This window comes from Nocardiopsis sp. NPDC006198, from assembly GCF_040613895.1.
Lineage (GTDB): Bacteria > Actinomycetota > Actinomycetes > Streptosporangiales > Streptosporangiaceae > Nocardiopsis > Nocardiopsis tropica.
The window spans coordinates 1-25,502 of the sequence record NZ_JBEXSY010000085.1; the positions used below are offsets into that span (position 1 = coordinate 1).

Consider the following 25,502-nt stretch of genomic DNA (forward strand, 5'->3'; position numbering starts at 1 on the left):
GCGAATACGAGTTCGTGTTGTCGAGGTCGGAACGGTCACGGCAGTTGCCGTTCAGCGCCGAGGGCGGCGTGTCCGAGGGCCGCCGGACGCCGACAACGGCTGGGGCACAGGGGATCCGGGCCGCCTCCCCGGTCGCGGCCGCGCTCCTCCGCGCCCCGGCCCCGGCGGGACGGCCGGGGGCCCGTGGACCCCGGGGCCGGAGCGGTCCGCGGCGTAACAGGAGGTCGGACCGGGCGAGCGCGCCCCCGCGTGCGAGTAACCTCGCTCCGGGACTCTCCGGCATCGCCTTGATCTGGAACGACTCGACCGCCCAGCGCCGCAGGAACCGTGCGCGAGGGCGCCGACGCCGGACCGGATCTCGACCGGCCCTTCGGCCCGGACCCGTCGGAGAGCCCCACGGACCGGTGTGCGGCCCGAGCCGCAGACCTCGGCGTGCGCCGCCTCCCACAGGGACTCCCCTGCTGGTGAACGCCGCCGGTGATCGCGTTGCGGATTCTTCCGCGAAGCGGATCCGGGTGGCACGGGCGCGGGGACGCATCCCCGCGCCGACACCTCGTCCTCGCATCCTCCCGCACGGCCCTGAAGCGATCCAGCGGCCGTGCACGTGTCAGGAGACTCCGGCAGTCCTTGCCGCTCCCACCCACCGACAGGAAGTTCACCGCTGTGAAACCCGCTCTTGGCACCAGAACAGACGAGGACCGCGGTCCGCTGCGGCACAGGGCCCTGTGCCCTGCGGCACCACCGCGCGTGGTGGCCGTCTCCAGAGAGGAGTCCACCCATGAATGACTCCACCACCGTCCGCGGCACCGTCGGAACGGTCTTCTGGGCCTCCCTCGCCCTCTCCTCGCTGTTCGTGGTCTGGGGCGTGGCCGCCCCTGACCACCAGATGGCCGTGATGAACTCCGCCCTGAACCGGATCACCTCCGGGTTCGGATGGGCCTACCTCCTGCTCCCCCTGCTGCTGCTGGCGCTCCTGGTCGGACTGGCCTTCAGCCGCTACGGACGCATCCGGCTGGGCGACGACGGGGACCGGCCCGAGTTCGCCACCCACACCTGGATCGCCATGATCCTGTGCGCGGTGATGGGCATCGGCCTGGTGTCCTACGGCATCGCCGAGCCGATCTCGCACTTCGCCGTCCCTCCCCACGACCTCGCCGAGCCCGGGACCCCCCAGGCGGCGGTCCTCGCGCTCCAGTACTCCTTCTACGACTGGGGACTGCACGCCTGGGCGATCTTCGCGGTCTTCGGACTGGCCCTGGGCTACTCGATGTACCGCAAGAAGCGCCCCGGGCTGGTCAGCGCCCTCTTCCGGCCGCTGCTGGGACGACACGCCGACGGCCCCGCGGGCAAGGCCATCGACGTCTTCACGGTCTTCGCCACCCTGTTCGGGACCACGACCTCGCTCGGCCTGGGGGCCCTGCAGATCGACAACGGCCTGAACCGGCTCCTGGGAACGCCCACCGGCACCACCACCCAGGTGGTGATCGTGGTCGTCGTGACGGTCCTCTTCAGCCTCTCGGCCGCCTCCGGGGTCCAGCGCGGCATCCGCTACATCAGCGAGGTCAACCTGTCGGTCGCCGCGCTGCTGTTCGTGTTCGTGCTGTTCCTCGGCCCGACGGCGTTCCTGGTCTCCCTCTTCCTGGAGTCCCTCGGCCAGTACGGCGACGAGTTCCTCCTGATGAGCCTGCGGGGACCGGCGTTCGGCGACACCGCGTGGATGCAGGGCTGGACGTACTTCATGATGGCCTGGTGGGTGTCCTGGGGCGCCTTCGTCGGGGTGTTCCTGGCGCGCATCTCGCGCGGGCGCACCATCCGCCAGTTCGTCCTGGTCGTCCTCGGCATGCCCAGCCTGGCCTTCTTCGCCTGGTTCTCCGTCTTCGGCGGCTCGGCCATCGACCTGGACCTGAACCACGGGACCGACATCGCGGGCTCCACCGCGGCCGACCTCAACAGCGCCTTCTTCACCACCCTGGCCGAGTTCCCGCTGCCCGCCGTCACGGCGGCGATGGTGGTGGTCCTGGCGGTGCTCTTCTTCGTCTCGGGCGCCGACGCCAACACCTACGTGCTGGGCATGCTCACCACCCGCGGCTCCCTGCGCCCACCCGTGGCGATCCTGCTGCTGTGGGGCGCGATGACCGGGGCCCTGGCGATCATCCTCCTGTTCTCGGGAGGTCTCGCCGCGCTGCAGCAGACCGTCATCGTGGCGTCGGCCCCCTTCCTCGTCGTCATCGTGGGCGTGGTCGTGTGCTTCTGGCGCGACCTGCGGTCGGAGGGCACGGGGGCGGTCGGCACGCCGCGGCAGCCGGCGCGGTCCGCTCCGGAGGAAACCTTGTGACCCTGCCGGAAGGCGCCCCCGCCACGGCGGCGTCCGCCCGGACCTGCACGGCCGCGGGAAGGCGGTGGGAGCGGAGTCCCTGAGGACGGTCCCTTCCCTCCGCGACCGGTCCGGGCGGCCCTGTCGGGGCCGCCCGGACCGGTCAGGAGCGGGGACCGCGCGGGACCAGGGCCGCCCCGGCGAGCGGCACGGCGGCGAGCGCGAGCCAGGGGACCGGGCCGCCCATGTCCAGGAGCGCCCCGGCGGGCACGCTGCCCAGGAGCACCACCAGCCCGGACAGCGAGGACAGCGCGCCCGTGAACAGGCCCAGGCGGGCGTCGTCCACGAGGTCGGGGAGCCAGGCCCGGACCGTCGGCACGATGAGGACCTGGCCCAGGGTCAGCGCGGTGACGAACGCGACGGAGGGCAGCAGCCCGCCCAGGGCCCCGACCGGTGTCAGCGCCGCGGCGGAGGCGAAGCCCAGCGAGACCAGCAGCAGCCCCCACACCAGGGTCGCGCGCCGGGACAGCCGGGCCGCGGCCCAGGACAGCACCGGGAACTGCGCGGCGATGTAGAGCACCGAGGACCACGCGAGCAGCCAGCCCAGCGCGGCCTGGGAACCGGTCGCCCGCTCCACCTCCCCCGGCAGCGCCAGGTAGAGCTGGTTGTAGGCCAGCAGGTAGCCGCTGTAGGCCAGGCACAGCCCCAGGAAGCGGCGGTCGCCCAGCAGGAGCCGCACCCCCTCGCGCAGGCGGGGCCGTCCCTCCCCGGACCGCGGGCCGGAGGCGCCGTGCGGCTCCGGCCCGGGCATGAGCCTCAGGTGCCCGGCGAGCACGAGCGCGAAGACCGCCGCCCCGACCAGGCACGCGGCCCGGAACCCGCCGAGCAGGAGCAGGGAGCCCAGCAGCGGGCCGACGAGGGTTCCCGCCTGCCCGGAGACGGAGAACAGCGCGAGGACGCGCGTGCGGGGCGTGCCCGAGGCCCGCTCGTGCCGCACCGCCTGGCGCACGATCTCCGTCTCGACCGCCGGGGAGAACAGCGCGGCGGCGAACCCGATGAGCAGCACCGACGCGATCACCGACGCCGTGCCCTCCGCGAAGCCGAGCCAGCAGAAACCGGCGATCCGCAGCGCGCAGCCCGCCAGCACCACCGGCCGCGCGCCGAACCGGTCGGTGAGCGTGCCGCCCACGACGAACAGGCCCTGCTGGCTGAAGGTGCGCAGGCCCAGCACGAGGCCGACCAGCCACCCGGCCAGGCCCAGCCCGCCGCCGAGGTGGTCGGCGAGGTAGGGCAGGACGGCGAAGAAGCCGACGTTGAACGCGAACTGGGAGCCGACCAGCAGCAGCGCCAGCGGGGGCAGGCCGCGCGCGTCGCGCAGCACCCCGGCCGCCCGCCCCGTCCCCGGGCGCCCCCCGCCCCGGGGCCCGGCGGCGTCCTCGGCCTGCTCCGCCCTCCCCCGGGCGTCACCGGCGGGGCTCACGACGCGGTCGGGATCGTGCGTGCGCGGGTCTCCCCGACGACCGCCGGGGAGGCCTCCACCAGCTCGCGCGTGTACGGGTCGGAGGGCTGGGAGAGCACCCGGCGGGCGGGCCCGGTCTCCACGACGCGCCCCTCCCTCATGACCGCGACGCGGTGGGCGACGTGTCCGACGAGCGCGAGGTCGTGGCAGATGAACAGGTAGCCCAGGCCCAGGGTGTCCTGGAGGCCGGTGAGCAGGTTGAGCACCCCGGCGCGCACCGAGGGGTCCAGGGCCGACACCGGTTCGTCCAGGACCAGCAGCCGCGGCTCGCAGGCCAGCGCGCGGGCGATCCCGACGCGCTGGCACTGCCCCCCGGACAGCTCGTGCGGCAGCCGGTCGCCGTGGGAGGCGTCCAGGCCGACCGTGTCCAGCAGGGCGGCCACGCGGTCCGGTCCGGTCTCCCGGTCCCAGCGCCCGTGGATGCGCAGGGGCTCGGCGACCGCGTCGCGCACGCGCAGGCGGGGGCTGAGCGACCCGTACGGGTCCTGGAAGACCGGTTGGAGCGCGGGCCGCAGGGCGCGCAGGCGTGCCGGGTCCATCGTGGTCAGCTCGCTCCCCTCGAAGCGCACCGACCCGGAGTCGGGCCGGCGCAGGCCGACCACGGCGGAGGCCGTGCTGGTCTTCCCGCACCCCGACTCCCCGACCAGGGCGAGCGTCTCCCCCGCGTGGACGTCGAAGGACACCCCGTCGACGGCCGTCACGGGCGCGGAACGCCGCGCGCGTCCGGGGTAGCGCACCACCAGGTCGCGGACCGCCAGCAGCGGCGGGGCGGAGTGGGTCATGTCGTCCTTCCTCGTGGGGTGTGCGGGGTGCGGGCGCCGCCGTGCCGCGGTCACGGCGCGTCCGCGAACAGGGAGCGCGCCGGGTCGGGGAGGTCCTGCCAGCGGTGGCACGAGACCAGTCTCCCCGCCTCGCCCGCGACGACCGGGGAGGGCTCGTGGGCGCGGCAGCGTGTCGCGGCGAGGGGGCACCTCGGCGCGAACGCGCAGCCCTGCGGCAGGGACGTCGGCGAGGGGGGCGATCCCGCGATGGCGGGGAGCCTGCGGTCCCGCGCCTCCCGGGGCGGGAGCGCGGCGAGCAGTCCGGCGGTGTAGGGGGCCCGCGGGTCGGTGAGGACCCGATCCACCGGGCCCGACTCGACGTGCCGCCCCGCGTAGACGACCACCACCCGGTCCGCGTGGCCGCCGACGACCCCGAGGTCGTGGGTGACCAGGACGACCGAGGTCCCGGTCTGCCCGCTCAGCCCGCACAGGAGTTCCAGGACCCTCGCCTGCATGACGGGGTCCAGCGCGGTGGTGGGCTCGTCGGCGAAGACGACGTCGGGCCGGTTGACCGTGGCCATCGCGATGACGGCGCGCTGGCGCATGCCGCCGGAGAACTCGTGCGGGTAGGCGTGCGCGCGCCGGGCGGCGTCGGGGATGCCGACCCGGTCCAGGGCGGCCACGGCCTCCTCCCACGCCCGGGCCCGGCCGGTCCCGCGCACCGAGCGCACGGCCCGGACGAGCTGGGCGCCCACGGTGTGGACGGGGCTGAGCACGGTGAGGGCGTCCTGGGGGACCAGCGACATCCGCCGCCCCCGCACCGAGCGCAGGACGGACGGGCGCGCGCCGACCAGCTCCTGGCCGTCCAGCAGGACGCTCCCGGCGACCTGTGCGCCGTGGGGCGCCAGGCCCAGAACGGCGCGGGCGGTCAGGGACTTCCCGGCGCCCGACTCCCCCACGAGGGCGACCACCTCGCCGGGGTGCACGTCGAAGGACAGGCCGCGCACGGCCGGGACGGCGGTACCGCCGCGTTCGCGCAGGGTGACCCGCAGGTCGCGGACGCTCAGCAGGGGCGTGCGGCCGGGGGCGGCGTCGCGCGGCGGACCGCCGGGCGCGGCCCCGTCCTCCGGCGCGGCGCCGTGGGCCGCGCCGTCGGGGACCGCACCGTCGGGAACCGCACCGCTGTGACCGCCGTGGGAGCGGGGGCCACCACCGCCGGCGGCTGCGTCGTGGGGAGCGCCGTGGTTCATCGTCCGGCTCCTTCCGGGATTCCGGCCCCGGCGGCGGCCGGGACCCGGCGCCGCCGGGCGGTGCGCCCGCCCGGGGGCAGGGTGGACAGGGAGACCGCGAACGCGGCGAGCAGCATGAGCATGGCGCCCGGGGCGAGCGCGGCCAGAGGCGCGCGCTCCACGTAGGGCAGGGACTCCGACAGGCTCAGCCCCCATTCCGCGGAGGGCGGCTGGGCCCCGAGGCCGAGGAACCCCAGCGAGGCCAGGGCCAGGGCGATGCCGGGGAGCCGGAGCACCGCGTTGCGGCCCACCGGCCCCAGGACCGCGGGCAGGACGTGCCGCACCAGGATCCACCGGGAGTCGGCCCCCAGTGCCCTCTGGGCGTCGAGGTAGGCGGCGGCGCGCGTCTCCTGGACCAGCGAGGCCGCGTGCGCGGCGAGCGGCGGCCAGGACACCAGGGCGACGGCAACCGAGGCGCCGAGGGGGCCGGGGCCCATGACGGCGGCCACGAGGATCCCGGCGATGACCGGCGGCAGGGCGTTGGCCATGTCGGCGGCGCCCGCCGCCAGCGCGGGCCGGAACCCGACCACCAGCGCGACCGCGAGGCTCACCAGGCACACCAGCGCCGCGGTGCCCACGGTGGCGACGGCCCCGTGGCCGAGGCGGGCGAGCACGTCGCGGCCCACGGCGTCGGTGCCCAGCGGGTGCGCCCACGAGAGCCCGGCGAGGCGCTCGGCCACGCTCACGGTCATCGCGTCCCGGGTCAGCCCCCACACGCACACGGTGAGGAGCAGCGCCGCGCACACCGCGGGCACCGACCGGCGCAGCGCTCCGGCCGGGGCCGTGGGCGGCGGCGACAGGGTCAGGGCCGCGTCGCGCAGTCCGGGCCCCAGCATCCACCGGCGCGCCGCCTGGGCGAGCAGGCCCGCCGCGGTTCCGAGGAGCACCAGGCCCAGGACCGCGCCCTGGAGCATGGGCAGGTCCTGGGACTGGGCGGCGCCCAGAGCGGTGCGGCCGATTCCGGGGACGGCGAAGACCGTCTCCACGGCGACCGCTCCCCCGGTCAGGCCGATCGCGACCATGCCGAACTGCGGGATGAGGGCCGGGGTCGCCCGGCGCAGCGCGGCCGCGCCGATGACGGCCGGGGAGCACCCCGAGGCGGCCCACAGGCCGACCCAGCGCTCGGCGAACACCGAGGGCAGGGCGTCGTCGACCAGCCGGCCCAGCAGCCCTCCGGCCGGGATTCCCAGCGCCAGGGCCGGCAGGACCAGGTTGACCGGCCCCTGCCAGCCGTAGGGCGGCAGCCAGCCCAGCCACACCGACAGGGAGACCATGAGCAGGACGGCGACCAGGAACTCGGGCAGGGCCGTGCACATGGCGGCGACCGCGCCGCTGCCCGACCCGCCCGGGCGCAGCGTGCCGCGCGCCCCGCGCACCAGGGCGGGCGCGCACAGCAGGGCCGCCAGCGCCAGGGCCACGCCGAGCGCGCACGCCATGACCAGGAGGGACACCCCCGTGGCCGAGACGACCGCGGGCAGGACGGGGGCGTCGGAGACCCAGGAGGAGCCCAGGTCGCCGCGGAGCGTCCCGCCGAACCAGCGGCCGAGCATCACCAGCGGTCCGTCGGAGAGCCCCAGCTCCGCGCGGATCGCGTTGAGGGCCTCCTCGGTCGGCTCCTGCTCGGCCGAGCGGGCCCGCAGCACGGACAGCGCGGGGTCGCGGCCGGACAGCCACGGGAGCAGGCCGACCACGACGGTGATGACGGCCAGCGCCGCCACGCGGGAGAGCAGGGGGCCGAGGAACCCGGAGCGGCGGGCCGGGCGGGGGCGCCGGGGCGCGGCCCGGCCCGGGTGCGCGGCGCCCATCAGTCCAGCCGGGTGCGCGAGGTGACGAGCAGGCGCTCGCGCGGGTCCTTGGCCGAGTCCACGACGCCGGCCGCGTCGCCCTGGATGACGCGCTCGTGCAGCATGGGGATGGCGGCGTCGGTGGCGAGGACGGCGGCCTCGGCCTCCAGGATCGCGGCGCGCCGCTCCTCGCCCGTCGGCGCAAGCTCGGCCGCCTCCAGTGCGGCGTCCACCCCCTCGTCGCACAGCTGGGCGATGTTGAAGGAGCCGTCGCAGGAGAAGTCGCTGGTCATGTACGCGGCGGGGTCCCCGGAGTCCAGGACGGTCGCGCGGGAGAGGATGAACGCGTCGAACTCGCCGCTGAGGGCGTCCTCCTCGATGTTGGCGTACTCGCGCACGACCTGCTCCACCTCGAACCCGGCGTCCTCCAGCTGCTGTTCGAGGACGGTCGCGACCTCGGGCAGCTCGGCGCGGTCGGTGAAGGTCGCCAGGGTGACGGACGCGCCGTCCGGGTCCTGTGCCTCCGTGGCGCCGGTGCGCGCGGGGCGCTCGGCGGCCCAGGGCAGCGCGGGGCCCAGGAGGCCCTCCGCCACGTCGGCGCGGCCCTCGTAGACGCCCTCGACCAGGGACTCGCGGTCGATCGCCTCACGTGCGGCGGCCCGCAGGCCGGGGTCCGTGAAGGGCCCCTCCTCGGTGTTGAGGTAGAGGGTGTTGGTGCGCGGCATCGGGACCTCGGTGAGGGTGTCCTCCTCCAGGAGCGCGGCCTGGGAGGTGGGCACGGACTCGACGATGTCGGCCTCGCCGGTGCGCAGGGCGGCGGCGCGCGCGGTCCCGTCGGGCACGAAGGCCACGTCGATGCCGGGGGCCAGGGCGGGTTCGCCCCAGTAGCCGTCGAAGCGGTCCAGGCGTGCGGCGGTGGTCCCGGTGACCTCGACCAGCTCGAAGGGCCCGGTCCCGGTGCCGACGGGGCTCACCGAGCCGCCCTCGTAGGCGCTCTCGGCGAGGATCGACAGTTGCGGCGAGGACAGCCGCTGCGGGACGAGGGGGTCCTCCTCGGCGGTGGTGACGGTCACGGTGTCGCCCCGCGCCTCCACCCCGATCTCCACGCCGTCGAGGATGCGCGGCTTGGGCGAGGCCTGCGCCGCGTACTCCAGCGCGTGGGCGGCGACGTCGGCGGTCAGCTCCGTGCCGTCGTGGAACTCCACCCCCTCGCGGATGGTGAACGTCCAGGTGGTGGGGTCGGTGCGGGTCCACTCGGTGGCCAGGCCGGGCTGCGGGTCGCCGACCTCGTCGAGAGTGACGAGGGTCTCGGCGGTGCTCCACCGGGAGAGCTTGAAGGCGTCGTCGGTGAGGGGCGACAGGGCCGAGCGCGGCGGCTGCATCATGGCCACCGAGATCCGTCCGTCGTCGGCGGCGGTGTCGTCTCCGGCGGGGAAGCAGCCGGTGGCCGCGAGGGCGGCAGCCACGGCCAGGCAGGCGCCGGGCGGGGTCTTGTGGAGGTGCACGGGGGTTCTTCCAGGGGTCGGGTGTGGACGGGGCCGCCGCGCGACGGTGTCGCGACCGGCCAAAACAGCATATGACAACCGTTTTCATTATTGTCCACCAGTCCGCCCGGAACGTGACACCCCCGCCCACATCCGTCCGGAGGGGCGGAAACGACACGGGCCCGGGGCCCGGAGGGAGAACCCCCCGCGCCCCGGGCCCGTGCCCGGCCGGTGTCAGGCGCCGCCGGTGGCCGCCTCGACCTCGGCCATGAACTGCTCGGCCGCCTCGGCCGGGGTGATGTCGCCGAAGGCCAGGCTGTCGGTGACCCGCCCGGTGATCTCCACGACCTGGCCCGCGCCGATCGGCGGCGGCGGGTTGCCGTCCACGATCGTGTCCTCGATGCCGCTCATGAACTCGGCCATCTGCGCGTCGGCGCCGGGCAGGTCGTCGACGATCGCCTCACGCACCTCCACGTTGGCCGGGAGCCCCAGGTCGGCGAGGGTCAGCTCGGCCACCGCCGGGTCGTTGAGCATGTAGTCGACGAAGAGCGCCGCCTCCTCGGGGTGCTCGGACCCCGCGGAGATGGTGTAGAACATGGCCGGCTTGAAGAACCCGCCGGTCCGCTCGAACTCGGTCTCCCCCGGGTAGCGGAGCAGCTGGATGTCGCGGCCGGAGGACTCGGCCACCCCGCCGAGCTGGTTGCTCCAGAAGTGCGCCATCGCGCCCTGGTTGGTGGACACGACCGACTGGTCGACCCCGCCGCCCTGGATCTCCACGCCCTCGGCGGCGCTCGGCTGGCCGCCGTTGTCCTGGAGCTCCTGGGTGATCTCGAACCACGCCGTCAGGGTCTCCTGGGAGAAGCCCAGCGAGCCGTCCTCGGCGTAGAGGTTCTCGCCGTGCTGGCGCGCGAAGACCTGGAACCCGGTCTCGTTGTAGCTCATGCTCTGGGTGCCGACGTACTCGCCGTCGCTGCCCTCGGTGATCTGCGCGGAGATCTCGACGTAGTCGTCCCACGTCCAGGTCTCGTCGTCGGGCATCTCCACGCCCGCGGCCTCGAAGGCCTCGGGGTCGGCGTGGATGGCGTAGGCGTTGACGCCGGTGGCCGCGCCGAAGGTCTGGCCGTCCAGGTCGCCGCTCTCGGCGATGAGCGGGTCCAGGCCGGACAGGTCCAGGCCGGCGGCCTCGTCGAGGTTCATGAGCGCGCCGCGGTCGGCGTACTCGCGCAGGTACCGCTCCTCCTGCATGGCGATGTCGGGGGCGTCGTTGGCGGCGGTGTTGGTGGCCAGCCGGTCCCAGTAGGAGCTCCAGTCGGTGCTCTCCCCCGCGATGCGGATGCCGGGGTTCTCGGCCTCGAAGTTCTCGATGACCTGGAGCATGGTGGCCTGGCGCTCGTCGGAGCCCCACCAGGAGAAGCGGAGCTCGACGGTGTCGCCGTCGCCTCCGGAGCCTCCGCACGCGGAGGCGGCCATGACGATCGCGGTCGCGGCGGCGGTGGCGGTGAGGGCGGTGCCGCGGCGGCCCGCGCGGGACCGTCCTCGGCCGGGGGGTACGCGCATGGTGGTGTTTCCCTTCGGCTGCTGCGTTCCGGGGGCGGCTGCGTCCCGGGAGGGGGTACTGCTGTCCGGTCGGGAGGGCGGGGGCGGGCCGGCGGAACGGCCGGGGCCGCCGCGCGCGGCGGAGGGAGGGCTGGGGCGGACAGGGACGGGACCGCGGTCGCGACCGGGCCGGATCGGCCGGGGCGCCGGCCGGTGGCGCCCCTGGTGGGGGCGCCGGGCCGGGGCGTCACGGACGGAGCGGCATGGCCGCAACCGTGCTGGTAAGCGCTATCCATGTTCTCAAGTGTTCATTTTTTAGCACCGCGTCACGTGGGGTGTCAACGCTCCCTTTTCGAACACGACACCCGCCTGTCACATCCCGAACCCCGCCGAGCCCGCCACCACCAGCAGAACCACGGAAAACAGTCACCCCGGGAGGGCGGAGGGCGACGAAACCGGCCCCGCGCACCGCGGCATGCCGGATCGGACCCCTCGCGGCTTCCTTCCCCCCATCTCTTGCCCTCGGGGTCGGAAAGCGTTTACCATGCCGAACACGCACGCCACCGACCACCCCGGACCCCGCCCCGCCTCCGGGGGCACGCGGGGACGGACCATCCGACTGCCGGACGCACCGCGCACCGGGTCCGGGCCGAACGCCGGAAAGGGCACGCGCGCCCGCCCCGGCGGAGGCGCCGATCGGACCACCGACCGCCCCCGCCGCCGACGCGGACGCGCCCATGGCCCGGGGCGTCAGGACCGCCGGGACGGGGCGGCGCGACTCTTGCTCATCAGCTGCGCCGAGCGGGCCGCGCGGGCCGTGACCAGGACGGTGGACCTACGGCTGAAGACCCGCGTCAGGGACGTGGCGAGCACGTTGCCGGCGCGCGAGAGCGCGCTCGGGACGGACCTGCGGCGGTCGAGCGCCCGGACCAGCGCCAGGGCGACCTCGTCGGGGGTCTGGAAACCGCCCGTGTACCCCTCGGCACCGATCGCGTCGAAGAACTCCGTACGGGTCAGCCCCGGCGAGAACGCCATGGTGCGCAGCCCGCTGTCCCGGGTCTCCCACCACAGCGCCTCGGTGAAGGACAGCACGAACGACTTGGTCGCCGCATAGGCGGCCATCCCCGGGATCGGCTGGTAGGCGGCCATGCTGGCGACGTTGACCAGGTAGCCGTCGCCCCTCTCGGCCAACCGGCCCACGAAGGCCCGGGTGAGGTCGACGACGGCGCCCACGTTGAGAGCGACCATCGCGCCGAGCTCGTCGGGGTCCTGATCGCGGAACGGACCGTCCATGCCGACCCCGGCGTTGTTGACGAGGCTGGTCACCTCCAGGCCGCGGCGGTCGATCTCGGCGGCCAGCTCCCTTCCGGCCCCGGGGCGGCCGAGGTCGGCGGAGACGGTCTCGACCCCGACGCCGTGGGCGTCGCGGAGTTCGACCGCCAGCGCCTCCAGCCTCTCGGCGCGCCGGGCGACGAGGACCAGGCTTGTCCCGCGTTCGGCGAGCCTGCGGGCCAGGGCTGCGCCGATGCCGGAACTGGCCCCGGTGATGAGTGTGGTCTGCGAAGCGTGCTCGATGCTCATGGCGACACCTTACGACATTCGTGGCACTTGGTGTCAATTTCGTCGCTGAATGCCGCACTGTGTAGAGTGCGGGGGTGCGCAGTGAAGAACCGGTACCGGGCCTGAGGGAACGCACCCGCCGAGCGGTACACCGGGAGATCGCCGAGGCCGGGATGCGCCTCTTCCTCGAACGCGGTTTCGAGGAGACGACCATCGACCAGATCGCGGAGGCCGCGGGGATCTCCCGCCGCTCCTTCTTCCGCTACTTCGGGACCAAGGAGGACGTGGTCCTCGGCGACCTCGTCGACCGGGGCCGCCGGGTCCGTGACGCGCTCGTGCAGCGCCCGCCCGAGGAGGAGCCCTGGGAGGCGGTCCGGGCCTCTCTGCTGTCCCTGCGCACCGTGCAGCCGGTCGACACCGACCGCGAGCTCCGGATCGGGCAGATGCTGCACCGGACCCCCTCCCTGCGCGCCCGCCACATGGAGAAGCAGCTCGCCTGGAAGGAACTCCTCGTCCCCGAGCTCGCCCGGCGCCTGCGCGGCGCGGACGACCCGGACGGGTCGGCGGCCGAGCACCGCGCCGCCGCGATCGTGGCCACCGCCCTGGCCTGCCTCGACGTGGCCAGTGAGACCTGGCTCCGCCTCGACGGAGCCGTCCCCCTCGAACAGCTGTGGGACGAGGCCGTCTCCGCCGTCCGGGGGTGAGGCCGCCGGGGGCGGAGTCCGCCGCTCCCCGTACGTCCGGCGCCTTCCCCGCGGGCCTCAGACGCGCGGGTCGAGGTCCTCGGGGGCGAGCGGGCGGCCGGGCAGGGGCGCCGCCGAGCCGGGCCTCAGCCCGTCCAGCGCCAGGGCGAGAACGCGCTCGTACACCTGCGGCCCCAGCGCCCCGGCGCTCTCAGCGGCCCTCCCGCTGTCCGCGCGCCTTCCCCCATGCCGACACACTTCACGGCCGTCAGGACCACTCACTCCTGACTGCCCGGAAGCTCGCTCGAAACCCGGTTCCGCTCCTGACTCAGAGTAGTCCCAGAAGGACCTCGCGTCCTTCCGTACCGTCCTCCGAGTAACTGAGAACAACCGCGCCGGGGGCAGCGGTGGCGGACACGACCGCCTGGTCGTCTTCCAGCCCAGCCTCGCTGACGTCGATGTTCGTGGGCTCGGCAGCGTTTCCCCACGCGTGGAACCACACCCGCGCCTGCGAATCACGCGTGTCGGAGCCATGGCCGACGACACCGCCTTCCAGGGCCACCGGATACTCCGCCCGGCTGGTTCCGCGAGGAATGGAAATCGCTTCCAGGACCGTCCCCGACCGGTCCGTCCTCCGATACTCGGAGTTCTCTCCGAATTGGATCACGACCGACCCGTCCTCAAGGAATCCGATGACCGCGCCGTCCCACTCTCCGAAGACCTCCCCGGTTGCAACGTCGAACACGCGAGTAGCGCCGCTCTGAGTCCTGACCGCCAGATATTGATCGGTGAGGGGATCGTAACGGCGTTCGGAGGCGTTCAATTCGGGATCGGACCTTCCGAAGCCCTCTTCGAACCGCCACAGTTCCTGACCCGAGGCCAGGTCCCGGCCGAGCAGACCGGCTCCGTCCTCGCCCCCTGCACAGGAGTAACCCTCCAGAACGATGTCGCCCATGACCATGCCCACGGTGGTGTCACTGCTAATAGCCTCGATGGTCGTGCACTCCGGCGGCTCTTGCTGAACCCACAGGTTCTCACCGGTGTCGAGCTCAATCGCCCTCAGGGCGGGATCGTCGAACGGGTCGCGGGCGATCCTCACACCGTGGGCCACGTTCCGGCTGAAGGCTCCTTCATCGATACCGCTGTCACCACCGGAGCTCTCCTCGATCGCGATTTCCTGAAGAACTTCCCCCGTGGACGGATCCAATTCGACCAAGGTGGGACCGCCCTCGGAGCCCTCTGTCTCGACAGCCAGATAGTCGCCCGCATGTGAGGCATACGCCGCACGGGCGTTGTCTCCCGCCCGGTACTGCCACAACTCTTCACCGGTGTCCCCCGCCAGGGCCACGAAGCCGTCGTCCAGGAGAACCACGATACCTACGGGCACTGGAACGGTATCGACGAGGCGAGTTCCTTCTGGCGCCTCCCATTCCCAACCGACTCGTTCGACACGCTCCGGGTAGGCGAGTTCCCGGGGGGCATCGTTGATGGACCGAGCATCACCTGGGGACAGGCCGCAACCGGCCAAGGGCAGCAGCAATGCGACGCAGGTCGCCGACAGCAGGCGGACCCGTCCCGTCGAACCCATACCGAATCCGCCCCTCACCACTTCCCCCGAGCCATGCCCAGGGTCCCCGGAAAGTTGTCGACCGCACTCTTCACGCTGCCTTCGCCATCCACCCATGGCCACTCGTCGAATGCCGGTTCTGTCAGCTGTGGAAGATCTCCGGGCAGCCAGAGATCGCAGCAGCCGTGGGTCAGCCTCCTGCGCCGATCCAGCAGCTCGACCTGTATGCGTGACCGGGATGAATCGGTGACCACGCAGCAGCCCCCACCCGCGCCCTTCGGGGACACCGGGCCCGGCTTGGCGGATGAGGGCCCAGACAGCCGTCCACGCCTGGTGGAACGATCCTTCACCACCCAGGCACCCAGTCGGCGCGGAACCGGAGGACCGGTATCGGCAGGAGGCGTGAGGCCCGCCCCGGCGCGGTTCCCGCCGCCGGCGGGAACCGTCAGACCGGGGCGACGCGCGGCTCCAGCAGGCAGAACTCGTTGCCCTCCGGATCAGCGAGCACGTGCCAGGGCTCCTGCCCGGTCTGGCCGACGTCGACGCGCACGGCGCCCGCGGCCAGGAGGCGTTCGAGCTCGGCGTCCTGGTCGCGGTCGGTGGCGTTGACGTCGATGTGCAAAGGGAGCCTCCCGTTCCTCGGCTCGTCGCTGCGCAGGAAGACGAGCTCCGCCTGCGGCCCGTCGGCCCCCTCGCGCGGGCCGATCCCGACGCCCTCGTCCGCCTGGGCGTGCACGACGAAGTCCAGGACCTCGCACCAGAACCGCGCCAGCGCCTCGGGGTCCCGGGACTTGAGCACGAGACCGGTGATACGGCATGCCATGGTCGGAACCTGCTCTCAGCTCGGGGACCGCCCGGACGGCCGCGCGGCCGGACACCCGTGCGACGGTACCCGGCGAAGCCCGCGTGGGCCAGGGGGTTCCGGGTCGGGCGCGCCGCGTGCGCGAAGGCGCGGCGGCGCGCCGCTGGGCAACGTCGATCACTGCCGTCTCGACGCCGCGTGCGCGGAGACGCGGAGCGGCGGATCTACCAGCGCCGGCGCACGGTGCCCTTGGGCCCGGCCACCAGGCTCGCCGCCGGCACGTCGTCGGCCACGGTCGTCCCGGCCGCGACGACGGCGTCGCGGCCGATGCTGACGCCGGGCAGGATCGTGGCCCCGGCGCCGATCCACACGTTCTCGGCCACGTCGATGGGAGCGCCGCTGAGGAACCGGCGCCGCTCACCGGGGTCCACCGGGTGGCCCACGGTGATGAACGTGGCCTTCGGGCCCACCATCACCCCCCGGCCCAGCCGGATGCCGGCGTAGTCGAGGAACGTGCAGCCCTGGTTGACGAAGACGCGCTCCGCCAGGTCCAGGCGCAGGCCGTGGTCGGTGTAGAAGGGCGGGTAGACCGTCACCCCCGCGGGCAGGGGCCTGCCCAGGATCTGCTCGAACAGCGCGGACCTGCCGGCCTCGTCGTCGAAGGGGAGGACGTTGAGGCGGGAGGTCAGCTCCGTGGCCCGCAGCACCCTCTCGCTCATCGCCCTGAACTCGGGACCCAGGACGCGTTCGCCCCTGGCCAGGAGCTCCGGGTCGTGGATCGGCATGAAGCGGTCGTCGGTCGTCATGCGGCGATTGTGGCGCAACCCCCGCAGGAGCGGGATGCCCGTGATCCGTCCGCCGGACGGCGCCCGTCCCGACCGGGCGCGCGGGGGCCGCCGCAGGCCCCCGCCTCAGTCCTTTGCGACCCGCTCCCCCTGCGCGGGGCCGGCCGCGTCCGGCGCGGACAGCACGTCGAAGGCGCGGCGCCGGTGGGCGGCGAAGAGGGCGAGGGCGGCCCCGGCGTCGCGGGCGCGCAGGGCCCCGGCGAGTTCGCGGTGCTCCCCCGGGACGTGCGCGAGGTAGTCCTCCGCGCTGACGCGGATCCTGGTCAGCAGGAACAGGTGGACCTGGGACCGGATCGCCCGCCAGGCCTCCACCAGCCGCCCGTGGCCGGAGGCGTCGTAGACGGCGTCGTGGAAGGCGATGTCGCAGCGCACGAGCGCGTGTTCGTCCCCGGCCCGCTCCATCCGCTCCGCGAGCCCCGCGACGGCGTCGAGCTCCTCGTCGGAGGCGCGGGCGACCACCTCCCGGACGGCCAGCTCCTCCAGCGCGCCCCGGAGGCTGTCGAGTTCGGCCACGTCACGCGGGGACAGGGTGGTGACCGTGGCCCCGCGGTGCCAGGCGCTGCGGACCAGGCCCTCGCGCTCCAGCCGGAGCAGGGCCTCGCGCACCGGGCCGCGGCTGACCTCCAGCACCCGGGAGAGCTCCACCTCGCGCAGCGGGGCGCCCGGCGCGTAGACCCCGCTGAAGACGGCCTCCCGGACGCGGTCGGCGACCTCCTCGGCCAGCCCCCTGCGGCGTGCGGGCGCCACCGTGCCCCGTTCGTCCGCCACTCCTGCCTCCTTCTTTTGTCGCAATGTTAACATTGCGACATCGCTTCTCGGCGGCACGCCGGGAGCGCTCCTCAAGGAAGGCGGACCGCACACATGACCGTCCTCGACTCCCCGATCCCGCGGTTCCACCTGGCCGTGCCGGTGGACGACCTCGCGGCCGCGCGCCGCTTCTACGGCAAGGTACTCGGCCTGGAACAGGGGCGCAGCTCCGACACCTGGGTGGACTGGAACCTGCACGGCCACCAGTTCGTCACGCACCTGGCGCCCGCCCGGTCCGAGCGCGTGCACAACCCGGTCGACGGCCACGACGTGCCGGTACCGCACTTCGGGCTGATCCTGCCGGTCGCCGCGTTCCACGAACTCGCCGGACGGCTGCGCGAGGCGGGGACGGAGTTCGTCATCGAGCCCTACGTGCGCTTCGAGGGGCAGCCCGGCGAGCAGTGGACGATGTTCCTGCTCGACCCCGCCGGCAACGCCCTGGAGTTCAAGGCGTTCGCCGACGACTCGCAGGTCTTCGCCGTCTGAGCGGGCGGCCCGGGGCGCCCCCGGGCACCGGCGCCCCGCCCGCGACCCGGCGGGCGGGGGCCGGTCCCCGACCACCGTGCGGAGCCCGTTCCGGCCACGGGGCGGCGGGCAGGGGCGGCCGCGGGCCCCCGGGTCAGACCGCGGTGCCCGCCCCCGCGCCCTGCGCCTGCACGCCCCGGAGCCAGCGCACGGCCTGCTCGCTGCCGGTGTCCAGGTCCCCGGGCAGGTCGTCGAGGAAGGTCTGGTCGCCGTGCCTGGCCATCTCGGCGCGCACGGCGTCGGGGTCGCCCTCCTCGATGACCCGCAGCAGGCGGCGGTGGCGCAGCACGTTCGCGGTGGCCGTCTCGTTGCGGTGCGCCCGGGCGTGCCGGTTGAGCACCATGCACAGCTTCATCTGGAGCTGGAGCGACCGGTAGGTCTCCTCCAGGCGCTGGTGCCCCGACAGGCCGACGACCGCGGTGTGGAACTCGAACTTCTGCTCCGACAGCTCGGCCTCGTCCCGGGCGTCGGCGGCGGCCTCCATGCGGCGCAGCGCCTCCCAGCACCGCTCCAGCCGCCGGGGATCGACCACGGGGATGCCCAGGTCGATGGCCATGTTCTCCAGCTGGTGGCGCAGGGTCATGATCTCGTAGACGTCGTGCAGCGTGAGCGGGGTGACGACCGCCCCCCGGTGCGGGGACTGGCGCACCAGGCCCTCGTGCTCCAGGCGGCGCAGCGCCTCGCGCAGGGGCGGCCTGCTGATGTTGAGCTGCTGCGTGAGCCGGTTCTCCACCACCCGCTCCCCGGGCAGCAGCTCCCCGGCCAGGATCATCCGCCGGATCGAGCGTGCCGCCAGCTCCACCATGCTCGGCGGCTTGACGATCCGCTGGTCGCCCTGTGCCCCGGCCCCGGTGCCGGCCGCCTCGGACCGGTCCATGGTCCCTCCCTCGTCCTCGCCGTGCGGGGCCCCGGCCGGGGCCCCGCCGTTCCATACTGTCACCGTCGCGCGGGCCGCCCCGGCTCCAGTGCGGCCGCGACCAGCTCCACCGGGTGCCAGGCGCGGCGCTCGGTCCCGTGCCCGATCTGCTGGCGGCACGAGACCCCGGTCGCGGCGACCACCGTGTCCTCCTCCTCGGCCTCGATGGCGGGGAAGAGCCGGTCCGAGCCGACCTTCATGGACATCTCGTAGTGCTCGGCCTCGAACCCGAACGACCCGGCCATCCCGCAGCACCCCGCGTCGAGCTCGACGACCTCCGCCCCGGGGATGCGGCGCAGGAGCGCCATGGTCGCGCCCGTGCCCACCTCGGCCTTCTGGTGGCAGTGGCCGTGGAAGAGGATCCGCCGCCCCGCGGGCCAGGAGTCCGCGGACAGGGTCAGCCGCCCCGCGTCCAGGGCCTCGGTCAGCAGCTCCTCGACCTGGCGCACCCGCCCGGCGACGTCGGCGACGCGGGGGTCGCCCGGCAGCATCGACGCGGCCTCGTCCTTGAGGGTGAGCACGCAGGAGGGCTCGCAGCCGACGATCGGCGTGCCGGCGGCGCCGCCCTCGCTGAGGAGCCCGACCAGCCCGCCGACCTTGGCCTTGGCGTCGTCGACGAGCCCCTTGGACAGGCTGGACCGCCCGCAGCACCCCCGGCTCTCCAGGCGGACCCGCCACCCCGCCCGTTCGAGGAGGCCGATGGCGGCCCGGCCGATCCCCGGCTCGGTGAAGGTCGAGAAGGAGTCCGCGAGGAAGGTCAGCTCGCCCAGGGGCGCCTCCCCCTCGGGCGCTCCCCTGCGGCGGAACCAGCGCACCAGGTTCTGCCGCTCGAAGCTCGGCAGGGGGCGCCGCGCGGTGATCCCGGTGGCCCTCTCCATCAGGCGCCGCAGCACCGGCCACCGGTTGGGCAGCCCGCTCAGCGGCGCGGTGGCCGATCCCAGCCGGTACAGGGTGCGCACCGCCCCGAAGATCCGCGTGCGCAGCGGGACGCCGTGGGCGTCGTGGTAGTGCGACTGGGTCTCGCTCTTGAGCTTGGCCATGTCCACGCCCAGGGGGCACTCGCTCTTGCACGCCTTGCACATGAGGCACAGGTCGAGGACCTCGTGGAGGCGCTCGTCGCCCAGGGCCGCCGTCGGGTCGGGCTCGGACAACGCCTTGACCAGGGCGTTGGCCCGGCCGCGGGTGGCGTGCTCCTCGTCGCGGGTGGCGATGTAGGAGGGGCACATCGCCCCCGTGGTGCTCTTGCGGCACAGGCCGATGTTCATGCACCGGTCGGCGGCCCCGCGCATGCCGCCCACGACCTCGAAGGCGAGCCGCGTCCGCACCGGGGCGGCCTCGGGCAGGGCCGGGTCGCGCAGGTGGTCGGTCATGGGGGGCGCGTCGACGATCTTGCCGGGGTTGAGCAGGTTGCGGGGGTCGAAGACCCGCTTGACCTCCTGCATGGCCGCGTACAGCTCGGGTCCGAAGATCTGGCGGTTGAACTCGCTGCGGGCCAGCCCGTCGCCGTGCTCGCTGGAGTTCACCCCTCCGTACTCGGTGACCAGGTCCTTGACCTCCTCGGCGACCGCGCGCATCCGCTCGGCCTCCCCGGGCACCGCCAGGTCGACGAACGGGCGGATGTGCAGGCAGCCCACCGAGCAGTGGCCGTAGAACCCGGCCTCCATGCCGTGCCGGTCGAGGATCTCCTTGAAGCGGGTGGTGTACTCCACCAGGTGGACGGGGTCGACGGCGGTGTCCTCCACGAACGCGAGGGGGCGCCGGGTGCCGCTGCCCGCCGCCATGAGCAGGCCGAGGCTGGACTTGCGCACCTTGAGCAGGGCGGCCTGCTGCTGCGGGGTCACCGCCTCCAGGGTGTGGTAGCCGTGCCCGGAGGCCTTCCAGGTGCGGGTGAGCCGGTGCAGCCGGTCGACGAGCTCGGCCTCGTCGTCGCCGGTGAAGGAGACGAACAGCAGGGCCTCGGGGTCGCCCTGGAGGATGTCGCCGAGGGAGGCGTACTCGATGCGCTGCCGGGACAGGTCGAGGATGGTGCGGTCCATCAGCTCCACGGCGGCGGGGTCGTGCGCCAGGGCGTCCTGGGTGGCCGCGATCGCGGCCGGGACGCCGGTGAAGTGGCCGACGGCGATGACGGTCCGCGCGGGTTTGGGGACCAGGTCGACCTCGGCCCCGGTGGCCAGCACGAGGGTGCCCTCGGAGCCGACGACGAACTTGGCCAGGTCGAAGGCGGGGTCCTGTGCGAGCCGGTCCAGCCGGTAGCCGCACGCCCGCCGCCAGAAGTCCGGGTACCCGGTGGCGACGGCCTCGGCGTTCTCGCGCAGGATGCGGGCCAGGCCCCGGTGGATGTCGCCCTCCAGTCCGGGGCGGGCGGCGAGGTCGGCGCGCTCGGCCTCGGAGCAGGGGCGCAGCGTGGTGCGCGCGGCGTCGGCCAGGACCACGTCCAGGGCGCGCACGTGGTCGATGGTCATGCCGTAGCGCAGGGAGCCGCTGCCCGCGGAGTTGTTGCCGATCATCCCGCCGACGGTGGCGCGGTTGCTGGTGGAGGTGTCGGGTCCGAACATCAGGCCGTGGGGGGCCGCCGCCGCGTTGAGCTCGTCCTGGACCACGCCGGGCTGGACGCGGGCCGTACGGGCCTCGGGGTCCAGGGAGAGGATGGAGCGCATGTGCCGCGACATGTCGACGACCAGGCCCGCCCCCACGGTCTGTCCGGCCAGGCTGGTGCCGGCGCCGCGGGGGGTCAGCGTCACGCCGAGGCGGCCCGCGACCGAGGCGACCGCCGCGACCTCGTCGGCGTCGCGCGGGAAGACGACGCCGAGCGGCATGATCGCGTACATGCTCGCGTCCCGGGAGAACAGGTGGCGCGAGTAGTCGTCGAAGCGGGTGTCCGTCACCCCCTCCCCGCGGAGCAGCTCCTCGGCCTCCGCGGCGAGCCCGGCGGGCGCCTCCCCTCCCCCGCCCGCTCCGCTCGTGCCGCTCTTCTGCGTCGTGCTGGTCATCGCCGCCTCCATCGCTCGCGTCCGCCCCCGGCCGGGGCCCCTCGGGTCGGTCGTCCGGTCCGTCTCAGTGCTCGTCCAGCAGCTTCAGCGCCGCCGCCAGTCCGTCGCCGGCGGCCGTGATCCCGGCGTGGCCCAGCCCCATCTGCACCCCGGCGAGCGCGCCGGCGATGGTGAGGTCGTTGGTGTGGCCCAGGTGCCCGATGCGGAAGACCCGCCCGGCCAGGCGGCCCAGCCCGGCGCCCAGGGACATGTCGTAGCGGTCCAGGATCACCTTCCTGACGTGGTCGGCGTCGTGCCCCTCGGGCACGAGCACCCCGGTGAGGACGCCCGAGTACTCGCGCTCGTCCGCGCAGAGCACCTCCAGCCCCCAGGCCCGGACCGCGGCGCGGACCGCCCGGCCGTAGCGGTCGTGGCGGGCGAAGACGGCGGGCAGCCCCTCGGCGTTCAGGATGCGCAGCGCCTCGCGCAGGCCGTAGAGGAGGTTGGTGGCCGGGGTGTAGGGGGTGAACCCGCGCGCGTTGGCCTCCAGCATCGGCGCCCAGTCCCAGTAGGACCTGGCCATACGCGCGGTGCGCGACGCCTCCAGGGCCTTGGGGCCGACGGCGTTGAAGGCGAGTCCGGGCGGCAGCATGAGCCCCTTCTGCGAGCAGGACACGGTGACGTCGACGCCCCACTCGTCGTGCCGGTAGTCCACCGAGCCGAGGGAGGAGATGGTGTCGACGAGGAGCAGCGCGGGGTGGCCGGCGGCGTCGATGGCGCGGCGCACGTCGGGGATGCGGCTGACCACGCCGGTGGAGGTCTCGTTGTGGACCACGCACACGGCCTTGACCCTGTGGCCGGTGTCGGCGGCCAGGACCTCGGCGAGGCGGTCGGGGTCGGCGCCGCGCCGCCAGTCGCCCGGGAGGACCTCCGCGTCCAGGCCGAGCCTGTCGGCCATCTCGCTCCACAGCGTGGAGAAGTGGCCGGTCTCGGAGCAGAGCACGCGGTCGCCCGGGGAGAGGGTGTTGACCAGGGCGGCCTCCCAGGCCCCGGTCCCCGAGGAGGGGTAGACGACCACGGGCCCGGTCGTGCCGAACACCGGGGGCAGGTCGCGCAGGAGCCCGCTCATCAGGGCACTGAAGCCGGGGCCGCGGTGGTCGACGGTCGGCGCGGACATCGCACGCAGGACCTCGTCGGGAACGTTGCTGGGGCCGGGAATCTGGAGGAAGTGGCGGCCGGTGGCGTCATCCATGGTGATCCTCTCGAAGCGATATCCGCATAGTGGAATATTGATTCCACTAAACGGATCCTAGAAGCCCCAGCCCGATCGCCACAACCCCCTTGTCGCCGCCGGATCCCCACTTTACTGTGACTCACATCTCAGACAATGGTTGACGTCGGCAGATTCACCAGAGATACTTCTGCAAGACAGAATCGATATTCCACAATATGGAATAGTGGAATGCAGCGGTGCGTCAGTCGCCCCCACCGACACCCAGGCCCGCGAACCCACGACGCATCCCGCCCCCCAGGGCCCCCGTCCGACTCTCCGCCGCCGAGCCTTCACAGGAGGCCACGTGCCCGCAGAAGTCATCTCGATCGTCGTCCTCGTCCTCGTCTTCCTCGTCGCGACCCTCACCTCCGTCCACATGGGAGCCCTCGCCCTCTTCGCCGCCTTCGTCGTCGCCCTCGCGGTGGCGGGCGAGAGCACCGACGACGTGTTCGGCGGGTTCCCCGGCGACCTGTTCGTCGTCCTGGTGGGCGTCACCTACCTGTTCGCCCTGGCCAGGAACAACGGCACCGTCGACTGGCTGATCCAGGCCGCCGTCCGCGGCGTCGGCGGACGCGTCGCCCTCATCCCGTGGGTGATGTTCGGCGTCACCGCGGTGCTGACCGCCGCGGGCGCGGTGGTCCCGGCCGCCGTCGCGATCGTCGCCCCGGTCGGCCTGGGCTTCGCCCTGCGCTTCAGGATCAACCCCGTGCTCATGGGCCTGCTGATCATCAACGGCGCCAGCGCGGGTGGCTTCTCCCCCATGAGCATCTACGGCACCATCACCAACGGCGTCGTGGCGCGCAACGGCCTGGAGGGCTCCCCGCTGCTGCTCTTCGCCGCGACGTTCGCCTTCAACGTGCTGCTCAGCGTGGCCGTCTTCTTCCTGTTCGGCGGCCGCTCCCTGCTGGGCCGCCGGGAGGGCGAGGAGTCCGCGCCGACCCCGCCCGCCCCCGAGGAGGGCGGGGGCTCCCGCGAAGCGCTCCCCGGACCCGCCGCCGACAGCGGCGGCACTGCCCCGGCTGCCGCCCCCGGCCGACCGGGAGGGCCGACCGCCACCGCGACCAGGCCGGAGGGCACGACCAGGACCGACGGAGGCGGGTCCGCCGCGGTCGTGGAGGAGGAGCGGATCGTCCTCACCAGGGACCGCGTCCTGACCCTGCTCGGCATCGCCGCCCTGGGCGTGGGCGCGCTCGCCTTCGGCCTCGACGTGGGCCTCACCGCGATCAGCGTGGCCGTGGTGCTGAGCATCGTCTCCCCCGGCGGCGCCAAGGGGGTCGTCGACCAGGTCGCGTGGCCCACCGTGCTGCTGATCTGCGGGATCGTCACCTACGTCGGCCTGATGGAGCGCATGGGGACGATCGACTTCCTCGGCGGCAGCGTGGCCTCCATCGGCATCCCGCTCCTGGCTGCCCTGGTGATCTGCGTGGTGGGCGGCGCGGTCTCCGCGTTCGCCTCCACCACCGGCATCCTCGGGGCGGTGATCCCGCTGGCCGTGCCCTTCCTGCTGGTCGGGGAGGTCGGCGCGATCGGGATGATCACCGCCCTGGCGATCTCCTCCTCGGTGGTCGACTCCTCGCCCTTCTCCACCAGCGGGGCGCTCGTCGTGGCCAACGCCACGCCGGACCAGCGCGACCTCGTCTTCCGCCGGCTCATGGTGTGGGGCATGAGCATGATCGTGGTGGCCCCGCTGCTGACCTGGGGGATCCTCGTCCTCCCCGGCTGGCTGTAGCCGCCGCGCGCCGGGGCGGCGGGGCGGCGGGGCGGCGGGGCGTCGTGCCCCACCGCCCCGGCGCCGCTCAGCCGCGGTCCTCCCCGATCGCGTACCGGCGGCGCGCGGTGCCCCCCGCCACCAGCGCGGCCTCGGCCGCCGAGGGGCCCGCCGCGGCGACGGCCGCGCGCAGGGACCGCCAGGCCGTGGCGTGGTCGGCGGCCAGCCGGACGACCGGCCAGTTGCCCGCCAGCATCGACCGGTGCGCGCCGAACGCCTCCAGGGCCCGGCCGACCCAGGGGACCAGCAGGTCGGGCTCCCACTCCCAGCCGACCAGGACGTCGCCGCCGACCGACACCTTGACGGAGGCCGAGGGCAGGGCGGCCAGCCGGTCGATCCACCCCTCCCACGCCTTCGGCTCCCCTCCGCCCAGGGGCGGGGTGGCCAGGTGGTCCACCACGATCGGCAGGTCGGGGCAGGCCGCGGCCACCTGCTCCACCAGGGCGACGTGGGACTCCGACGTCACCACGAGCTCCCAGAGCAGTCCGGCCCGCTCGGCAAAGCGCATGGTCTCCAGGAGGGCGGGGTCGGCGCGAGTGCCCGGGGGCACCGCCGCCCGGAACCCCCTGACCAGGCCGGTGAGGGCGCGCACCCGTGCGAGCTCGCGCTCCGCCGCGACGGGGTCGGCCAGGGGCAGCCAGATCACCAGGGCCCCGGCCGGGGGGAACTGCCGGGCGTAGGCCGCCAGCCGGTCGTTCTCCCCGGCCCCGGCCGCGCACTGGACCAGGACCGTGCGCCCGACCTCTCCCCCGGCCAGCTCCCGTTCCAGGTCGGCGGGGGTGAACGCCCGGTCGAGCACGGCGGTCCCCGGGGTGCGCGGGCGGACGCCGAGCGGCCAGAAGTGCTGGTGCGCGTCGACCGCGGCGAGGGCGGGACGGGCGGCGGGGGGAGGCGTGGCGGAGGCGGGTTCCATGGGGGCTCCTTGCTCCAGAGATCCGGGCTCCTGAATTGTAGACAATAGTTCGCTAGCCAATAGGCCAAGATTCTGGGCCGCACAGACCCCCTTCGCCCTCCACGGACCCGGCCCCCGCACACGGCATCGGCCCGGGGGGCGGGGGGGGGGCCCCGCCCGCCGCGGGTCGGGCCGCCCCCCCCCGGGC

Annotated in this window: 19 protein-coding genes; 4 read left to right on the top strand and 15 right to left on the bottom strand. The window is 74.1% G+C overall.

Annotated elements, in window-relative coordinates; genetic code table 11:
• The first annotated feature begins 778 nt into the window (after positions 1 to 778).
• On the top strand, positions 779 to 2,335 hold the full coding sequence (locus ABZ234_RS31220; protein ID WP_355014403.1) for a BCCT family transporter: 1,557 nt from the start codon (positions 779 to 781) through the stop codon (positions 2,333 to 2,335).
• 142 nt (positions 2,336 to 2,477) lie between these two features.
• Here the strand turns inward: ABZ234_RS31220 and ABZ234_RS31225 are convergent, their stop codons facing one another.
• The 7 genes from ABZ234_RS31225 to ABZ234_RS31255 form a co-directional block, all read right to left on the bottom strand.
• On the bottom strand, positions 2,478 to 3,794 hold the full coding sequence (locus ABZ234_RS31225) for an MFS transporter (protein WP_355014404.1): 1,317 nt from the start codon (positions 3,792 to 3,794) through the stop codon (positions 2,478 to 2,480).
• Positions 3,791 to 4,615, bottom strand: coding sequence for an ATP-binding cassette domain-containing protein (locus ABZ234_RS31230; RefSeq protein ID WP_355014405.1), 825 nt, complete (start codon positions 4,613 to 4,615; stop codon positions 3,791 to 3,793). The genes ABZ234_RS31225 and ABZ234_RS31230 overlap by 4 nt, the downstream gene beginning before the upstream one ends.
• Positions 4,616 to 4,665: 50 nt before the next feature.
• Positions 4,666 to 5,844, bottom strand: a complete 1,179-nt coding sequence (locus ABZ234_RS31235) for an oligopeptide/dipeptide ABC transporter ATP-binding protein (RefSeq protein WP_355014406.1) — start codon at positions 5,842 to 5,844, stop codon at positions 4,666 to 4,668.
• On the bottom strand, positions 5,841 to 7,688 hold the full coding sequence (locus ABZ234_RS31240) for an ABC transporter permease subunit (protein WP_355014407.1): 1,848 nt from the start codon (positions 7,686 to 7,688) through the stop codon (positions 5,841 to 5,843). Before ABZ234_RS31240 ends, ABZ234_RS31235 begins: the two co-directional genes overlap by 4 nt.
• Positions 7,688 to 9,172: an ABC transporter substrate-binding protein gene (locus ABZ234_RS31245; RefSeq protein WP_355014408.1), complete on the bottom strand. Its 1,485-nt coding sequence runs from the start codon at positions 9,170 to 9,172 to the stop codon at positions 7,688 to 7,690. Before ABZ234_RS31245 ends, ABZ234_RS31240 begins: the two co-directional genes overlap by 1 nt.
• A gap of 213 nt (positions 9,173 to 9,385) precedes the next feature.
• Complete coding sequence (locus tag ABZ234_RS31250; RefSeq protein WP_330162338.1) at positions 9,386 to 10,708, bottom strand: extracellular solute-binding protein; 1,323 nt, start codon at positions 10,706 to 10,708, stop codon at positions 9,386 to 9,388.
• Between the two features lie 729 nt (positions 10,709 to 11,437).
• Complete coding sequence (locus ABZ234_RS31255; RefSeq protein ID WP_355014409.1) at positions 11,438 to 12,268, bottom strand: SDR family oxidoreductase; 831 nt, start codon at positions 12,266 to 12,268, stop codon at positions 11,438 to 11,440.
• A 74-nt stretch (positions 12,269 to 12,342) separates the two neighbouring features.
• Here ABZ234_RS31255 and ABZ234_RS31260 point away from each other — a divergent pair, with 74 nt between their 5' ends.
• The gene (locus ABZ234_RS31260) at positions 12,343 to 12,951 is read left to right on the top strand and encodes a TetR family transcriptional regulator (protein ID WP_355014410.1); all 609 of its coding nucleotides are present in this window, start codon (positions 12,343 to 12,345) and stop codon (positions 12,949 to 12,951) included.
• Positions 12,952 to 13,258: 307 nt separating this feature from the next.
• Here ABZ234_RS31260 and ABZ234_RS31265 read toward each other — a convergent pair whose 3' ends face one another.
• The 4 genes from ABZ234_RS31265 to ABZ234_RS31280 form a co-directional block, all read right to left on the bottom strand.
• Positions 13,259 to 14,302 (bottom strand): PQQ-binding-like beta-propeller repeat protein, encoded by a 1,044-nt coding sequence (locus tag ABZ234_RS31265; protein WP_355014411.1) that lies wholly within the window; start codon positions 14,300 to 14,302, stop codon positions 13,259 to 13,261.
• Between the two features lie 640 nt (positions 14,303 to 14,942).
• On the bottom strand, positions 14,943 to 15,320 hold the full coding sequence (locus tag ABZ234_RS31270) for a VOC family protein (RefSeq protein ID WP_355014412.1): 378 nt from the start codon (positions 15,318 to 15,320) through the stop codon (positions 14,943 to 14,945).
• A gap of 203 nt (positions 15,321 to 15,523) precedes the next feature.
• Positions 15,524 to 16,105 (bottom strand): sugar O-acetyltransferase, encoded by a 582-nt coding sequence (locus ABZ234_RS31275; RefSeq protein WP_355014413.1) that lies wholly within the window; start codon positions 16,103 to 16,105, stop codon positions 15,524 to 15,526.
• Between the two features lie 105 nt (positions 16,106 to 16,210).
• Positions 16,211 to 16,912 carry a GntR family transcriptional regulator gene (locus tag ABZ234_RS31280; protein WP_355014414.1) on the bottom strand — a complete coding sequence of 234 codons (702 nt, stop codon included), beginning with the start codon at positions 16,910 to 16,912 and terminating at the stop codon, positions 16,211 to 16,213.
• A 93-nt stretch (positions 16,913 to 17,005) separates the two neighbouring features.
• Here ABZ234_RS31280 and ABZ234_RS31285 point away from each other — a divergent pair, with 93 nt between their 5' ends.
• Positions 17,006 to 17,437, top strand: a complete 432-nt coding sequence (locus ABZ234_RS31285) for a VOC family protein (RefSeq protein WP_344178392.1) — start codon at positions 17,006 to 17,008, stop codon at positions 17,435 to 17,437.
• Positions 17,438 to 17,570: 133 nt separating this feature from the next.
• On the opposite strand, the gene ABZ234_RS31290 is transcribed toward ABZ234_RS31285, so the two are convergent.
• The 3 genes from ABZ234_RS31290 to ABZ234_RS31300 all read right to left on the bottom strand — a co-directional run bounded on the left by ABZ234_RS31290 (position 17,571) and on the right by ABZ234_RS31300 (position 22,613).
• Positions 17,571 to 18,353, bottom strand: coding sequence for a GntR family transcriptional regulator (locus tag ABZ234_RS31290; protein WP_355014415.1), 783 nt, complete (start codon positions 18,351 to 18,353; stop codon positions 17,571 to 17,573).
• 59 nt (positions 18,354 to 18,412) lie between these two features.
• Positions 18,413 to 21,382 carry an FAD-linked oxidase C-terminal domain-containing protein gene (locus ABZ234_RS31295; RefSeq protein WP_355014416.1) on the bottom strand — a complete coding sequence of 990 codons (2,970 nt, stop codon included), beginning with the start codon at positions 21,380 to 21,382 and terminating at the stop codon, positions 18,413 to 18,415.
• Between the two features lie 64 nt (positions 21,383 to 21,446).
• Positions 21,447 to 22,613: an aminotransferase class V-fold PLP-dependent enzyme gene (locus tag ABZ234_RS31300; RefSeq protein ID WP_355014417.1), complete on the bottom strand. Its 1,167-nt coding sequence runs from the start codon at positions 22,611 to 22,613 to the stop codon at positions 21,447 to 21,449.
• Between the two features lie 325 nt (positions 22,614 to 22,938).
• Between ABZ234_RS31300 and ABZ234_RS31305 the strand changes: the two genes are divergently transcribed.
• Positions 22,939 to 24,363, top strand: a complete 1,425-nt coding sequence (locus tag ABZ234_RS31305) for an SLC13 family permease (RefSeq protein WP_355014418.1) — start codon at positions 22,939 to 22,941, stop codon at positions 24,361 to 24,363.
• A 67-nt stretch (positions 24,364 to 24,430) separates the two neighbouring features.
• Here ABZ234_RS31305 and ABZ234_RS31310 read toward each other — a convergent pair whose 3' ends face one another.
• On the bottom strand, positions 24,431 to 25,315 hold the full coding sequence (locus tag ABZ234_RS31310; RefSeq protein WP_355014419.1) for an amidohydrolase family protein: 885 nt from the start codon (positions 25,313 to 25,315) through the stop codon (positions 24,431 to 24,433).
• Positions 25,316 to 25,502: the final 187 nt, after the last annotated feature.